Consider the following 13,867-nt stretch of genomic DNA (forward strand, 5'->3'; position numbering starts at 1 on the left):
TGCACAAATATTCGGAGACGGTTAAATTTTAGGCGATAACCAAAAGGGGAAGATATCCAAATTCACACCTCTACACGGCAAGCCTGAGGCGTTATTGTGCGACCCAAGAAAAATCGGGCAGAGCTGGCATGACGGATTCCAAACGGCGCAAATCGGGTTTAGTCGCCGACAAACGATATGGCTCCAAGAGCAAGTCCCCGGCTCCGGCAAAACCGCGCGGCGCCAGCGGGAAACTGGCACAGAAACGCAAGGCAAAATCACCCCGGCGTTCGGGAGGCAACTTCATCACCCGGTTCTTTGGTTGGCTTTTCGGATTGGTCTGGGGGCTGATCTGGCGAACGGGCATGATCGTGGTGCTGCTGGTCGGGTTGGCTATCGCCCTGATCTATTCCACCCTGCCGGATGTCAGCGCTCTGCTCGATGGGCGGGCGCGCGGATCGGTTACCCTGATGGATCGGGACGACAAGGTATTCGCCTGGCGCGGTGACCAGTTCGGCGGGGTCATCACCACCGATACCGTATCCCCGCACCTCAAGAACGCGGTTCTGGCGACCGAGGATAAGCGGTTCTACTACCATTTCGGGATCAGCCCGCGTGGTGTCGCAAGTGCCGTGCGTATCAACCTGCGCGAGGGGCGGGGGCCGTTGTCTGGTCACGGCGGCTCTACCATTACCCAGCAGACGGCCAAGCTGTTGTGTCTGGGCGTGCCTTATGATCCCGATGTCTGGAAATCCGAAGCGGAGTACGAATCCGACTGTCGGCAGGGATCATTGTGGCGCAAGATCAAGGAAGCCGTCTTTGCCATGGCGATGGAAGCCAAATACAGCAAGGACGAAATCCTGAACATCTACCTGAACCGGGCCTTCCTTGGGGCGGGCGCTCGCGGGTTCGAAGCGGCAAGCCAGCGCTATTTCGGCAAGTCCGCAGCTCAGGTTAACCCGTCCGAAGCCGCGATGCTGGCGGGCTTGCTGGTTGCGCCAACGCGTTATGCGCCGACCAACAGCCTGAAACGCTCGCAAGAGCGGGCACAGGTCGTGCTTGGGTTGATGGAAGAACAGGGTTACCTGACCGCTGATCAGGCGCAGTCGGCGCGCGCCAATCCGGCGCATCTGTCCGAAGCCGCAGCGGCGCAGGCGGGCGGGTACTTCGCCGACTGGGTGATGAGCGAGCTGCCGGACTATTTTGGCGGCAATACCACAGAGGACGTGATCATCAAGACCACGCTCGACCAGCGTATCCAGACCTCGGCCGAAGAGGCGATGCGATTCATCTTCCAGGAAAAGGTTCGCGACGGGTCCAAGGCACAGGCCGCAATCGTCGTGATGTCTGCCGATGGCGCCGTGCGCGCGATGGTGGGCGGTCGCGACACCCGTGTCACCGGTGCGTTCAACCGGGCGACCCAGGCCGCGCGGCAGACCGGCTCTTCGTTCAAGCCGTTTGTCTACGCCACCGCGCTGGAGATGGGGCATTCGCCGCTCGATACGGTGGTGGACGAACCCTATTGCATCAACATCCCGGGATCGGGTCAGTGGTGCCCAAAGAACTACACCAACAAGTACTACGGCCGGGTTACCCTGGCGCAGGCGCTGAAAGACTCGCTGAACGTTCCGGCTGTCAAGGTGGCCGAGGCGATGGGTCTGGACAATGTGCGCAAGGTGGCCAGCGAGTTCGGCATCGAAAGTGATCTTGCCGCTGGACCGGCACTGGCGCTGGGCGCATCGGAAAGCTCTCTGCTGGAAATGACGGGCGCATATGCGGGCATCCTGAACGGCGGATCCTCGGTAGAGCCTTACGGTCTGACCGAGTTGCGCCTGCAAGGCGAAAGCGAAGTGCTGATGGGAACGGGAACCGGCATCGGTGAGCGTGTGATAAACGCCGAGGCTGCGGGGCAACTGATCTGGATGATGGAGAAGGTGATCTCCGAAGGATCAGGCCGCCGCGCCGCGCTGCCCGGCTGGCAGGCGGCGGGCAAGACGGGCACGACTCAGGCCGCGCGCGATGCATGGTTCATCGGGTTTACCGCGGATTACGTGGCGGGTGTCTGGATGGGATATGATGACAACACGCCGTTGAGCGGCGTCACCGGCGGTGGCCTGCCTGCCGAGATCTGGCACGAAACCATGGTCCGGATACACGAAGGCATGACGCCAAAACCGTTGCCGATGCAGGCGCCGCGGCAGCCCAAGGTCATTGCACAGCCTAAACCTGCCAAGCCGCAGGGCGGATTGGGCCAAGCCGTCGACAAACTTCTCAAGGATCTGTTCGGGAACTGACCACCTGGAAGCAGGTGGTCAGAATCAGGATTATCCGGCCGATGCCAGATCTCGGATCACGGCGTCGATATCGCCCTTGCGGCGATCCAGCATCGAACCGATCTCGGTGCGTTCGGTCAACAGCAGGTTCACGCCTTCGATGAACATGTTGAAGAACTTGTCCTTGCCGGACTTGTCCGAGACCAGGAAAGTCACGTCGAAGGGCGCCTGTCCTTGCAACTTGACCTTTGTGCGGACTTCATAGCCTGCCTTGATCTTGCGGGCTGCCTGTACGGTGACGGAACCGCCAATGAACTCGCGGAACCGTTTGCCATACTTGCGCGAGATGTAACCCTGGAACGCGCTGGTGAAATTCTTCAACTGCGCGGCCGAAGCCGTGCGCGCGTCCGGCCCCAACGCATAGCGTGCCATGATCGGGACATCGCCATAGCGGATAAAGATCCGCTCGAAATCCTTGATCATCGCGTTTTCGGACTTGCCCGATGCTATCACCTTGTTGATTTCCGACACCACCTCGTTGACCAGAGACGAGGCGCTTGCCTCGGTCAAGGCAAAGGCAGGGACAGGCAGGGACAGCGCGGTCAGGCCAGCGGCCAGAGTAGTGGCAAAGCTACGGCGGGAGAAAAGCTTACTCGGCATAGGGATCCTCATAAGGGTCAGCCAGATCGGGCGCGACCGGTGTTCCTGTGTCGGAATAGGGGTCACTGTACAGTCCCAGATAGGCATCTTCGTCGTCGGTTGCCAGCTCGAACCGGCGGTTTTGCAGGTAGATCAGGCGCAGCTGGGCGTAACTGTCCGAACTATCGTAGAGAATCGAATCGACCGTATCGGAATACAGGCCGCGATCCCCCAGCCGACGGACAATCTCGGCATAAAGCCCGAGGTTGTTGATCGGGCGGGTCGGTGCGAAGTCGATCGGATTGGTGAACAGGTTTACAAACACGCCGATTGCGTCCCGCGTGGTTGACGGGCCGTAGAGAGGCAGCTCCAGATAGGGTCCTTCGGCAAAGCCCCAGACATGCAAGGTTTCGCCGAAATCGGTATCGGCGCGTGGAATCTGGAAATCGCTCGCCGGATCGGCGAGGCCGGCAAAGCCCACGGTCGAGTTCACGACAAAACGGAACAGTGTGGTTCCTGCCTCTTTCGGCTTGCCCTGCAACAGGTAATCCACAGTTTGCCCCGGCAGCGAGAGGTTTTCGGCGAACATGTTGAAAGAGTTCACCATCGGTCGCGGAATGACAGTGACATACCCTTTCGCCGCCGGGCGAAAGAACACCCTGTCAACGCCTCGGTTGAAGCTGTGAATCGCGCGGTTGGTGTTCTCATACGGATCATAGACCTGACCGCCACCCTCCGGCGTCGGATTCGATGAAGCGCAGGCAGTCAGAACGGCCAACAGCGGTACCGCCAGAAATTTGAGCATATTTCGGGAGAACTTGTTCATGATGATCTCAGAGATGCCAAAGCGGTCCGCCAGAGTCGAGGTTTGAAATTCGAGGTTCCAAGCTTAAGGTTTGCTCAGATACAATGAAAACACATAGGCTATCTTTTCCGGATATGAAACAGCGACGCATTTAACTTGCCGCGCGGCTCACGTAAAGAAAGCTATGCGCATAGCAACGCGAATTTGAGAACTTGTTCACATGACTTCTAAATCACATCTGCACGGAGCAGAGGAACTTCGGATGGCCCGCCGGCAAAGCCGCGCGCTGTATTGGTTCGTCGCCCTGTTCAGTTTCTTTGCAAACATGTTGATGCTGACCGGCCCGCTCTACATGCTTCAGGTCTATGATCGGGTGCTTGGAAGCCGGTCGGAACAGACGCTGGTCGCCTTGTCGCTTCTCGTGGTGTTCCTCTATGGCATCATGGGCATTCTCGACTATACCCGCGGGCGGGTGATGGCCCGGGCAGGCGCCCGGTTCCAAGCACAGCTCGATCACCGGGTGTTCAACGCGATGGTGCGCCGGTCAGCGGTGGCGCAGGACCCTGTGGCGCAGACCGGGCTTGCCGATCTGGAATCGGTTCAGCGATTCATCTCCTCTCCGGTGACGATGTCATTGTTCGACCTGCCGTGGACGCCGATTTTCCTTGCCGGTATCGCCATTTTTCATCCCTGGCTTGGCATCATGGCGCTGGCGGGCGGTTTCGTGCTGATCATCATCACCGTTCTCAACCAGCTCTTCTCTCGCAAGCCGACGTTTCATGCCGCGGTTGCGGCGAACCGGGCTACGTTGATCGGTGACGAAATCCGGAACGAGGCGGAAACCATCCAGTCCATGGGGATGCGCGGGGCGGCCTTTGCCCGCTGGAACGGCGCGCGCGAAACCTCGCTTGTCGATGGATTGGGCGCAAGCGACATCGTCGGGAGCTTCTCGACCGTTACCAAGACCCTGCGGTTGTTCCTGCAATCGGCGATGCTGGGTCTGGGGGCCTATCTTGTATTGCTTGGCGAAATCACGCCTGGTGCGATGATTGCGGCCTCTATCCTGTTGGGACGGGCACTGGCGCCGGTCGAGATGATCGTGAACCAGTGGCAGGTGGCACAACGGGCCATGAAAGGGTGGTCTAACCTGGCCGAGCTCTTGGAAAAGGTACCGCCAGAGCAGCCGCGTATGCCGCTGCCCAAGCCCAAGGCAAAGCTCGACGTTCAGGCGTTGACCGTGGTGCCGCCCGGCGATACCCGGGCGCAGCTCAAGACAGTCAGCTTTTCGGTGCAGCCCGGACAGGCCGTAGGTGTCATTGGCCCCTCGGGGTCCGGAAAATCGACACTTGCCAAGGCGCTGACCGGGCTGTGGCGTCCGGCTGGCGGTACGGTGCGATTGGATGGTGCATCTCTGGACCAATACGATCCGGATGTTCTGGGTCAGAACATCGGTTACCTGCCGCAGCGCGTGCAGCTCTTCGAAGGCACGATTGCCGAGAATATTGCCCGCCTGTCAGGTAGCCCCGACGCCAAGAAAGTGGTCGAAGCGGCGAAAAAAGCCGCAGTGCACGACATGATTGTGCAATTGCCGAACGGCTACGACACCCGTATCGCTTCGGGCGGCGGTCGCCTGTCCGGCGGTCAGATGCAGCGGATTGCATTGGCGCGTGCGCTTTATGACGATCCGGTGATCGTTATCCTCGACGAACCGAACTCCAACCTCGACAATGAGGGGTCGCAGGCGCTGAACCAGGCGATCAGGTCCCTCAAGGAGGCCGGAAAATCGGTGCTCATCATGGCGCACCGTCCGGCCGCAATTGCGGAATGTGATCTGCTTCTGGTGCTTGACAACGGCCAAGCCGTGGCCTTTGGGCCAAAGGATCAGGTCCTGAAGGAACGGGTTACCAATCACCAGACCATTCAGCAAACCAAGGCGCTTGGAGGCGTGCGATGAGCGAGAACAGGTTTTCCGCACGTGGCCCGATTGTCTTTGGCGTCATTGGTCTGATCGTTCTGGTCGGTGGTTTTGGGACCTGGGCCGTGATGAGCCAGATCGCCGGTGCGGTTGTCGCAGGCGGCCGGATCGAAGTCGACCGGAACCGCCAGATCGTGCAGCACCTCGATGGCGGTGTCGTTGCCGAAATCCAGGTCGACGAAGGCGATACTGTATCCGAGGGGCAGGTTCTGATCCGCCTCGACAGCAATCTGCTGAACTCGCAATTGCTGATCGTCGAAGGCCAGCTGTTCGAACTCATGGCCCGCCGCGGTCGGCTTGAGGCCGAGCGCGATGGTAATGACACGATTTCATTCGACGGTGAACTGCTTGATGTCGCGGCGCACCGGCCAGAGGTGGCGGAACTGATCGACGGCCAAGAACGTCTGTTCCGCGCCCGGCAGGAATCGATCGCCAAGGAAACCGAGCAGCTGGAAAAGCGCCGCGCCCAGATCGGCAATCAGATCGAAGGCATTATCGCGCAGCAAAAGTCGCGACAGTCGCAACTCAAGCTCATCGAAGAGGAGTTGGTGAGCCAACGCTCTTTGCTGGACAAGGGGCTGGCGCAGGCTGCCCGGGTTCTCAGCCTTGAGCGAACCAAGGCGGATCTCGAAGGGTCGCTCGGCGAGCTGATCGCGGCTCAGGCACAGCAGGAAGGCCGGATCACAGAGATCGACATCGAGATTCTGAAACTCGGCACCCGCCAGCGCGAAGAGGCAATCACCCGGCTGCGCGACCTTCAGTATCGGGAATTGGAACTCGCCGAACAGCGCCGGTCGTTGCAAGAGCAACTCTCGCGGCTTGATATCAAGGCGCCGGTCTCGGGGATCGTCTACGGATTGCAGGTGCATACCCCCCGTTCGGTCATCCGACCAGCGGAACCGGTCCTGTTCCTGGTGCCGCAGGACCGGCCGCTGGTCATCGCGGCGCGGGTCGAGACCATTCACATCGACCAGATCCATGTCGGTCAGCCGGTGATGCTGCGGTTCTCTGCGTTGGATCAGCGGCAGACGCCAGAGTTGGTTGGAACGGTGAAACTGGTATCTGCGGACGCTTTTGTGGACGAGGCGAGTCAGGTTTCCTACTACCGTGCCGAGATCGAGCTGAACGAGGGTGAAGTCGAGAAGCTCCCAGAGGGGGCCGTTCTGATTCCGGGGATGCCGGTCGAGGCGTTCATCCGAACGGCGGACCAATCTCCGATCTATTACCTGGTCAAGCCGCTGGCCGACTATTTCACCAAAGCGTTCCGCGAAACCTGATATTTGGCTCTTTTCCGCGCGGACGTTCCCGGTTAGCGTCCGCGCCACCAAACGCCAACAGGAGGATTACGACCATGGGTATCGAGGATAAACTGGCCAGTCTGGGTGTGACCTTGCCGAATGCACCTGCCCCGGCGGCAAATTATGTGCCCTTCGTCAAAGTGGGCAGCATCGTCTATATCTCGGGTCAAATCTCGAACGACGAGAACGGTCTTATAGTTGGCAAGCTGGGCGAGAATATGGATGTGGCCGCCGGCGCCGCGGCGGCGCGCCGTTGCGCGATCAACCTCTTGGCGCAGGTCAAGGCCGCCTGTGGCGGCGATCTGGATCAACTCGTCCGCGTCATCAAGCTGACCGGCTTTGTGAACTCCACTGCCGATTTCACCAACCAGCCGCAGGTGATCAACGGCGCCTCTGATTTTCTGGTCGAGGCGCTGGGCGAGGCCGGGCGGCATTCACGTTCGGCGGTCAGCGCCGCAGCACTGCCTCTGGGTGTCGCGGTCGAGATCGAAGGTATCTTCGAGGTAAAATGACGCCCGCCCTGCCTGCCGCCCTGCTTGGCGCGCCGATTGCACATCGTGGCTTTCACGATATCTCTCAGGGTCGGCCAGAGAACAGCCGCGCGGCCATCCGCGCGGCCATCGAAGCCGGATATGCCATCGAGATCGACCTGCAACTGACCGCTGACGGTCAGGCGATGGTGTTTCACGACTACGACATGCGCCGTCTTACCGGGCAGGCGGGTGCAATCCGCCAGATCACCGGTGCAGAGGCCAGCAGCATCCCATTGCTGCATGGGGATGGCGAAGGCGTCCCAACGCTGGTGGAGATTCTCGCTCTTGTCGCCGGTCGTGCCCCGCTGTTGATCGAGTTGAAGGATCAGGATGGCGGCATGGGTCCCGATATCGGCATTCTGGAGGCTGCGGCCGCGCAGGCCCTGGCCGGGTACCGGGGTCCGGTCGCCGTGATGTCTTTCAACCCTTACAGCGTCACAGCGATGGCGCGGCTTGCGCCAGATCTTCCGCGCGGGTTGGTGACCAGCGCCTATCACCCGCACGAATGGCCACTGCCAATCGCGACTTGCGAGCGTTTGCGCGATATCCCCGATTTCGAGAGCAGCGCCAGCGCGTTCATCAGCCACGAGGTCGAGGACCTTACCCGCCCGCGCGTCGCCGAACTCAAGGCGCGCGGTGTGCCGGTGCTATGCTGGACGGTGCGCTCGGCTGAGCAAGCCTCCGAGGCGCGGAGCATCGCCGACAATATCACCTTCGAGGGATACGCGGCTTGATCCTGCCCGCTCCGGTCACAGATTGAAGTGGAAAGAGGGCGGCGAATGGATCAGGCGCAGATCGAAATCAGGGTGGTGCAGTCGCTGAGTGATATCTCTGCGACGGAATGGGATGCCTGCGCCTGTCCCGAAACGGCGGATGGCGGTCGGCCGCTGGACCCGTTCACCACCTATCGGTTTCTCCAGGCGCTGGAGGTGAGTGGTTCCGTCGGGCGCGGCACCGGCTGGCAGCCGCAATATCTGACCGCTTATCTGGACGGAATGATGATCGGTGCCGCACCGATGTACGTCAAATCGCACAGCCAGGGCGAGTACATCTTCGACCACAGCTGGGCCCATGCCTATGAACGGGCAGGGGGCCATTATTACCCCAAGCTTCAGGTCTCGGTTCCATTCACCCCCGCCACGGGGCGGAGGCTGCTGGTCAGGCCCGGGTACGAAGAGATCGGCCAGTCGGCGCTGGTTCAGGGCGCGGTGCAGCTTGCGGCAAACAACAGTGTCTCCAGCCTGCACATCACCTTCTGCACGGGGGCCGAGGCAGAGGCAGGCCGCCAGATGGGTCTGATGCACCGCGTGACCCAACAGTTCCATTGGCTGAATGATGGTTATGCCGATTTCGACGGGTTTCTCTCCGCACTCTCGTCGCGCAAACGCAAGACGATCCGCAAAGAACGCGCGCAGGCCCAGGCGTTCGGTGGCCATATCCGCGCCCTGACCGGCAGCGAACTGCAACCCGAACACTGGGATGCGTTCTGGCGTTTCTACCAGGACACCGGTTCGCGCAAATGGGGGTCTCCCTATCTGACACGAGCCTTCTTCGACCTTGTGCACGACACGATGGCCGACGACGTTGTTCTGGTCCTGGCAGAGCGGGATGGGTATGCCATCGCCGGTGCGCTCAACTTCATCGGGCGCAAAACGCTTTTCGGCCGATATTGGGGGTGTACCGAACATCACCCCTGCCTGCATTTCGAACTGTGCTACTATCAGGCCATCGACTGGGCCATCGCTCATGGCCTGACCCGAGTCGAGGCCGGGGCGCAGGGCGAACACAAGCTGGCGCGCGGGTATCTTCCGACCCGCACCCATAGCCTGCATTGGGTCAATGATCCGGGTTTCGCGAATGCGGTCGCCCGCTATCTCGAGGCCGAGGGTGCGGCGGTCGATGAGGAAATTGAAATCCTGACGGACTATGGTCCGTTCAGAAAGACGCAAGTGGAGGAACAGCAATGAGCGAACGATTGTCCGAGGAAACCCGCGGGCCGCTGCTGGACCCGCTGCTGGCCAATGGCTGGACTATGGTCCAGGGCCGGGACGCGATCACCAAGACCTATTCCTTTGACACATTTGTCGACGCGATCGGCTGGATGATGCGGGTCGCAATCTGGGCCGAGAAATGGAACCACCACCCCGAGTGGTCGAACGTCTATGGCAAGGTCGATGTCGTGCTGACCACCCACGACGTGGGCGGGCTCAGCTCGCTTGACGCGAAACTGGCGCGCAAAATGGACAGTCTCTGCTAACGCGACGCGCGCTTCCCGACCCGCGCGGCTGTCCGCTCGGCCTGGCGCATCAGTTTCTGAAAACTGGGACAGTCCAGATGTGACGACGCGGGGCAGTCGGCAACATGCCGCAAGGTATCCTGGAGCAATTGCAGGCGCCGGATCTGGCGGCCCAGATCGTCGGCGCGCGCGTGCAACTCGTCGCGGGGCAGGTCGGGGTGCCCGTCGGCACCCAGCATCTGTGCGATCTCTGGCAGGCTGAACCCGGCCGCCTTGCCCATCGAGATCAGGGTCAGTCGCAACAGGGTCTGTGGCCCGTATTGCCGCCGCAGACCCTTGCGCCCGATGGGCGCAATCAGGCCCTGTTCCTCGTAATAGCGCAGCGTCGAGGGCGGTACGCCCGACTGCGCGGCGACCTCTCCGATGTCGAGAATTTTCATGCTTGACCTCAAGTTGACTTGAATTCGCAGAGTGCGCGTCTGTTGCGAATGACTCAAGAGATCAATCATGAATTCCTCCGTCGAAACCACATCTGTCGACGCCGTCTGGCGCGATCGGCGCGCGCAGGCGTTGCTGCTGGCGGCAACGCTGACCATCATGGCAAACGCCACCATCAGCCCGGCCCTGCCCGGGTTGGCGCGCGAATTCGCCACCCACCCGCAGGTGGCCTTGCTGACCCGGCTTCTGGTGCCTGCGCCCTCGCTTGCGGTGGTGCTTGTGGCGCCGCTGGTCGGTGTCCTGTCCGACCGCGTCGGGCGGCGCAGTCTGCTGCTTTGGGGGATCGTACTGTTTGCGCTGGCGGGCAGTGCCGGTCTGCTGCTGCCAGGGTTGGAGAGCATCCTGGTCAGCCGCCTGATCCTGGGGGTTGCGGTGGCCGCGATCATGACCACCCAGACGGCGCTGATCGGCGATTACTTCAGCGGCGCGGCACGGGCGGCACTGACCGGATTGCAGACCTCGGCGCGCAATTTCGGTGGTTTTGCCTTCATCTCATCCGCCGGGTTGCTCGCGGGTCTGTCTCCGCGGCTGCCCTTTCTCATCTATGCCCTGCCCTTGCTGGTCCTCCCCTTTTTGATGCGGTCCCTGCCGCGCCCGACCCCGCGGGCCGCTGGGCAAGGCGCAGAGGCCCCGGAGACAGACGGGCACCCACAGTGGCGGCTGATCCTGATGGGCCTCTTGCTGTTTCAGATGATCACCAACATGACCTTTTTCATCATGCCGACGCAGATCCCCTTTTATCTGGATGCGCTGGGTCATGACGGCGCGGTGATGACCGGCACGGTGCTGGGTCTGCTGACCCTGGCCGGAGGGCTGGCCGCGCTGGTTTACGGGCATCTTGCAGCCCGGCTGGGCGTGGCCGGGATCTTGGCGCTGGGATATGCCGCCATGGCGATGGGCATCGCCGCCATCGGGGCCCGGGCGGGGCTGCCCGCGATGCTGGCCGGGGGTGTGTGCATCGGGATCGGCTTTGCCTGGGTGCTGCCTGCATTTGTGACTGTGATGCTCGCATTGGCCCCGGCGCGGCGCCGGGGCACCGCAGGTGGCCTGCTGACCACGTCGATCTTCCTGGGCCAGGTCCTGTCGCCCTTCCTGAGCCTGCCGATCATCGCCTCCATCGGATTTGACGGGCTCTACCTGGGTGCCGGGGTTCTGCTGGTAACGATCAGCGCGCTGGCGCTGATCGCGGGTGTTTTACGTCTAGGTCTCGGGCGTGCGCTCTGAAGGGAAAGGTGACTTAGATCTGCTCCAGCAGCTCTTCGCCGACGGTCAGCTTGCAGGCACCCGCCTCCTCTTCGAGGTTCAGCACCTTGATCACCCCGTCCTCGGCCAGCAGGGCAAAGCGCTGACAGCGGTCGTAGAGGCCCACCACCGGTGCGCTGAACGCCAGCCCGATGGCCTTGGTAAACTCCGCCATCGGATCGGCCAGCATGGTGATTCCGGCCTCGGCGGCGCCGCTTTGCTGGCCCCAGGCCGTCATCACGAAGGGGTCATTCACGGAAACGCAGATCACCTCGTCCACGCCCTTGTCGGCCAGGGCCTGACGGGTGCGGATGAAACTGGGCAGATGCGTCATCGAACAACCACGGGTAAAGGCGCCCGGCAGACCGAACATCACCACCTTGCGGCCTTTCAGCTTGGCGCCAAGATCGACCGTCTCGGGGCCTTTTTCGCTGAAGATCATGAATGTGGCGTCCGGCAGTCTATCTCCGACTGAAATCATCTTCGTGAACCTCTCTGTTGGATTTGCGGAACTCGTCCCTCCGGCATATAGCTGTCAGATATGACAAGGCCATGGGAAAAAGCGGGGCGAGCAGAAAGATGAGCCATATCGTTGTGATCGGTGCAGGACAGGCAGGGGTGTCTCTGGTCGCGCGGCTGCGCAAGGACGGGTTTGCGGGCGAGATCACCCTGATCGGCGCCGAACCTGTGCCGCCCTATCAGCGCCCGCCACTCAGCAAGGCCTATTTGCTGGGCGAGATGGAGAAAGAGCGGCTGTTCCTGCGGCCCGAGAGTTTCTATGTCGAACAGAACATCACCCTGCGCCTGGGCGCACAGGTGAGCGCCATCGACCCGGCGGCCAAGACCGTTTCTCTGGGCGACGAGACCATCGCCTATGACCAATTGGCACTGACCACCGGATCGACGCCACGCCGCCTGCCCGCTGCCATCGGCGGTGATCTGGTGGGGGTGCATGTGGTGCGCGATTTGGCCGATATCGACGCAATGGCGCCTTCGGTGACCGAAGGCGCCCGCGCCCTGATCGTGGGCGGCGGGTATATCGGCCTTGAGGCTGCCGCTGTGTGTTCCAAACGCGGGGTCAAGGTTACACTGGTCGAAATGGCCGACCGCATCCTGCAACGGGTGGCGGCACCCGAAACCAGCGCCTATTTCCGCGCGCTTCATACCAGCCACGGAGTCGATATCCGCGAGGGTGTGGGCCTGACCCGGCTGACCGGAGCGCAAGGCCGCGTGTCCGGCGCCGTGCTGACCGATGGCGGCGAACTGCCGGTTGATTTTGTCGTCGTCGGCGTCGGCATCGCACCGGCTACCGCACTGGCCGAGGCTGCGGGTCTGGCGCTGGAAAACGGCATCCGCACCGATGGGCAAGGCCGCACATCGGATCCGTCGATCTGGGCGGCGGGCGATTGCGCCTCGTTCCCCTACAAGGGCGGGCGCATCCGGCTGGAAAGCGTGCCAAACGCCATCGACCAGGCCGAAATGGTGGCGCAGAACATGCTAGGCGCGGGCAAGGATTATGTGGCGCAGCCGTGGTTCTGGTCTGACCAGTATGACGTCAAGCTGCAAATCGCCGGGCTGAACACGGGCTATGACCGGGTGGTGACCCGCCCGGGCGAGGGGCAGACCGTGTCTTTCTGGTACTATACCGGTGATCAGCTGGTGGCGGTTGATGCCATGAATGACCCGCGCGCCTATATGGTAGGCAAGCGGCTGATCGACAGCGGCAAGACCGCCGATCCGGCCATCGTTGCCGACCCGTCAGCGGATCTGAAACCGCTGCTCAAGGCGTGAGGATTATCGCGGGCGCATTCCGGGGCCGGGCGCTGGCCTCGGTCGGCAAGGGCGATGCGGGAGCGCATCTGCGCCCCACCACCGACCGCGTCCGCGAAAGCCTGTTCAACGTGCTCACCCATCTCGATGTGATCGAGGGCGCGCAGGTGCTCGACCTTTTTGCCGGTACCGGCGCGCTGGGGCTCGAGGCCCTGTCGCGCGGTGCATCCCATGTCACATTCGTCGATGACGGGCGGGTGGCCCAGGGGCTGATCACTAAGAATATCGACCTGACGCGCAGCAGCGGTCAAACCACGCTGATCCGCCGTGACGCCACGCGGCTTGGAACCAATCCCGGCGCGCCCTGCGGCCTGATCTTTGTTGACCCGCCCTATGGCAAGGGGATGGGCGCGCGCGCCCTTGCGGCTGCTCTGGAAGGCGGCTGGGTGGCCGATGACGCCCTGATCGTGTGGGAGGAAAGCGCGCCCATGGCCGCGCCCGAGGGGTTCACCCTTCATGATACCCGCAAGTATGGCGATACCCATATATCCCTGATGTGGCGGGATGTTTCAGGGTGAAACAGGGTCGGCATGCCGCCGCTTGCCACTGGTTTGCCCCG

14 protein-coding genes are annotated in these 13,867 nt (G+C 61.9%); 10 read left to right on the top strand and 4 right to left on the bottom strand.

The genetic code is table 11. From position 1 onward, the window contains the following. The first annotated feature begins 128 nt into the window (after positions 1-128). Positions 129-2,273, top strand: a complete 2,145-nt coding sequence (locus OE747_RS14875; RefSeq protein WP_263829358.1) for a transglycosylase domain-containing protein — start codon at positions 129-131, stop codon at positions 2,271-2,273. A 30-nt stretch (positions 2,274-2,303) separates the two neighbouring features. On the opposite strand, the gene OE747_RS14880 is transcribed toward OE747_RS14875, so the two are convergent. Both OE747_RS14880 and OE747_RS14885 read right to left on the bottom strand, forming a co-directional pair. Further along, positions 2,304-2,912, bottom strand: a complete 609-nt coding sequence (locus OE747_RS14880) for an MlaC/ttg2D family ABC transporter substrate-binding protein (RefSeq protein ID WP_263829359.1) — start codon at positions 2,910-2,912, stop codon at positions 2,304-2,306. Then, positions 2,902-3,696, bottom strand: coding sequence for an MlaA family lipoprotein (locus OE747_RS14885; RefSeq protein ID WP_263829360.1), 795 nt, complete (start codon positions 3,694-3,696; stop codon positions 2,902-2,904). Before OE747_RS14885 ends, OE747_RS14880 begins: the two co-directional genes overlap by 11 nt. A gap of 220 nt (positions 3,697-3,916) precedes the next feature. Between OE747_RS14885 and OE747_RS14890 the strand changes: the two genes are divergently transcribed. From OE747_RS14890 to OE747_RS14915, 6 genes are all read left to right on the top strand, one after another. Next, positions 3,917-5,650 carry a type I secretion system permease/ATPase gene (locus OE747_RS14890; protein ID WP_263829361.1) on the top strand — a complete coding sequence of 578 codons (1,734 nt, stop codon included), beginning with the start codon at positions 3,917-3,919 and terminating at the stop codon, positions 5,648-5,650. Beyond that, on the top strand, positions 5,647-6,948 hold the full coding sequence (locus OE747_RS14895) for an HlyD family type I secretion periplasmic adaptor subunit (RefSeq protein ID WP_263829362.1): 1,302 nt from the start codon (positions 5,647-5,649) through the stop codon (positions 6,946-6,948). The genes OE747_RS14890 and OE747_RS14895 overlap by 4 nt, the downstream gene beginning before the upstream one ends. Positions 6,949-7,022: 74 nt before the next feature. Beyond that, positions 7,023-7,481 carry a RidA family protein gene (locus OE747_RS14900; RefSeq protein ID WP_263829363.1) on the top strand — a complete coding sequence of 153 codons (459 nt, stop codon included), beginning with the start codon at positions 7,023-7,025 and terminating at the stop codon, positions 7,479-7,481. Continuing rightward, entirely contained in the window at positions 7,478-8,236 is a 759-nt protein-coding gene (locus OE747_RS14905) for a glycerophosphodiester phosphodiesterase family protein (RefSeq protein ID WP_263829364.1), read from the top strand. Before OE747_RS14900 ends, OE747_RS14905 begins: the two co-directional genes overlap by 4 nt. A 45-nt stretch (positions 8,237-8,281) precedes the next feature. Then, positions 8,282-9,469, top strand: coding sequence for a GNAT family N-acetyltransferase (locus OE747_RS14910; protein ID WP_263829365.1), 1,188 nt, complete (start codon positions 8,282-8,284; stop codon positions 9,467-9,469). Further along, a complete protein-coding gene (locus OE747_RS14915; RefSeq protein ID WP_263829366.1) occupies positions 9,466-9,759 on the top strand; it encodes a 4a-hydroxytetrahydrobiopterin dehydratase in 294 nt (97 codons plus the stop codon). Before OE747_RS14910 ends, OE747_RS14915 begins: the two co-directional genes overlap by 4 nt. On the opposite strand, the gene OE747_RS14920 is transcribed toward OE747_RS14915, so the two are convergent. Continuing rightward, positions 9,756-10,178, bottom strand: a complete 423-nt coding sequence (locus tag OE747_RS14920) for a helix-turn-helix domain-containing protein (RefSeq protein WP_263829367.1) — start codon at positions 10,176-10,178, stop codon at positions 9,756-9,758. The genes OE747_RS14915 and OE747_RS14920 overlap by 4 nt on opposite strands. Positions 10,179-10,245: 67 nt before the next feature. Between OE747_RS14920 and OE747_RS14925 the strand changes: the two genes are divergently transcribed. Beyond that, a complete protein-coding gene (locus tag OE747_RS14925) occupies positions 10,246-11,460 on the top strand; it encodes an MFS transporter (protein ID WP_263829368.1) in 1,215 nt (404 codons plus the stop codon). A 13-nt stretch (positions 11,461-11,473) separates the two neighbouring features. Here the strand turns inward: OE747_RS14925 and OE747_RS14930 are convergent, their stop codons facing one another. Further along, positions 11,474-11,959, bottom strand: coding sequence for a peroxiredoxin (locus OE747_RS14930; RefSeq protein ID WP_263829369.1), 486 nt, complete (start codon positions 11,957-11,959; stop codon positions 11,474-11,476). Between the two features lie 98 nt (positions 11,960-12,057). On the opposite strand from OE747_RS14930, the gene OE747_RS14935 reads away from it, so the two are divergent. Both OE747_RS14935 and rsmD read left to right on the top strand, forming a co-directional pair. Beyond that, positions 12,058-13,269, top strand: a complete 1,212-nt coding sequence (locus OE747_RS14935) for an NAD(P)/FAD-dependent oxidoreductase (protein ID WP_263829370.1) — start codon at positions 12,058-12,060, stop codon at positions 13,267-13,269. Next, positions 13,266-13,826 (top strand): 16S rRNA (guanine(966)-N(2))-methyltransferase RsmD, encoded by a 561-nt coding sequence (gene rsmD / locus OE747_RS14940; RefSeq protein WP_263829371.1) that lies wholly within the window; start codon positions 13,266-13,268, stop codon positions 13,824-13,826. The genes OE747_RS14935 and rsmD overlap by 4 nt, the downstream gene beginning before the upstream one ends. Positions 13,827-13,867: the final 41 nt, after the last annotated feature.

It is taken from the genome of Ruegeria aquimaris (assembly GCF_025751555.1).
GTDB classification, from domain to species: Bacteria; Pseudomonadota; Alphaproteobacteria; order Rhodobacterales; family Rhodobacteraceae; genus Ruegeria_B; species Ruegeria_B aquimaris.

Bases quoted from the DNA above. Each gene is read 5' to 3' on its own strand.
- OE747_RS14930 (WP_263829369.1), bottom strand. From the start codon at position 11,959: ATGATTTCAGTCGGAGATAGACTGCCGGACGCCACATTCATGATCTTC.
- OE747_RS14880 (WP_263829359.1), bottom strand. From the start codon at position 2,912: ATGCCGAGTAAGCTTTTCTCCCGCCGTAGCTTTGCCACTACTCTGGCC.
- OE747_RS14935 (WP_263829370.1), top strand. From the start codon at position 12,058: ATGAGCCATATCGTTGTGATCGGTGCAGGACAGGCAGGGGTGTCTCTG.
- OE747_RS14920 (WP_263829367.1), bottom strand. From the start codon at position 10,178: ATGAAAATTCTCGACATCGGAGAGGTCGCCGCGCAGTCGGGCGTACCG.
- OE747_RS14905 (WP_263829364.1), top strand. From the start codon at position 7,478: ATGACGCCCGCCCTGCCTGCCGCCCTGCTTGGCGCGCCGATTGCACAT.
- OE747_RS14885 (WP_263829360.1), bottom strand. From the start codon at position 3,696: ATGCTCAAATTTCTGGCGGTACCGCTGTTGGCCGTTCTGACTGCCTGC.
- OE747_RS14900 (WP_263829363.1), top strand. From the start codon at position 7,023: ATGGGTATCGAGGATAAACTGGCCAGTCTGGGTGTGACCTTGCCGAAT.
- OE747_RS14915 (WP_263829366.1), top strand. From the start codon at position 9,466: ATGAGCGAACGATTGTCCGAGGAAACCCGCGGGCCGCTGCTGGACCCG.
- OE747_RS14925 (WP_263829368.1), top strand. From the start codon at position 10,246: ATGAATTCCTCCGTCGAAACCACATCTGTCGACGCCGTCTGGCGCGAT.
- OE747_RS14910 (WP_263829365.1), top strand. From the start codon at position 8,282: ATGGATCAGGCGCAGATCGAAATCAGGGTGGTGCAGTCGCTGAGTGAT.
- OE747_RS14875 (WP_263829358.1), top strand. From the start codon at position 129: ATGACGGATTCCAAACGGCGCAAATCGGGTTTAGTCGCCGACAAACGA.
- OE747_RS14890 (WP_263829361.1), top strand. From the start codon at position 3,917: ATGACTTCTAAATCACATCTGCACGGAGCAGAGGAACTTCGGATGGCC.
- OE747_RS14895 (WP_263829362.1), top strand. From the start codon at position 5,647: ATGAGCGAGAACAGGTTTTCCGCACGTGGCCCGATTGTCTTTGGCGTC.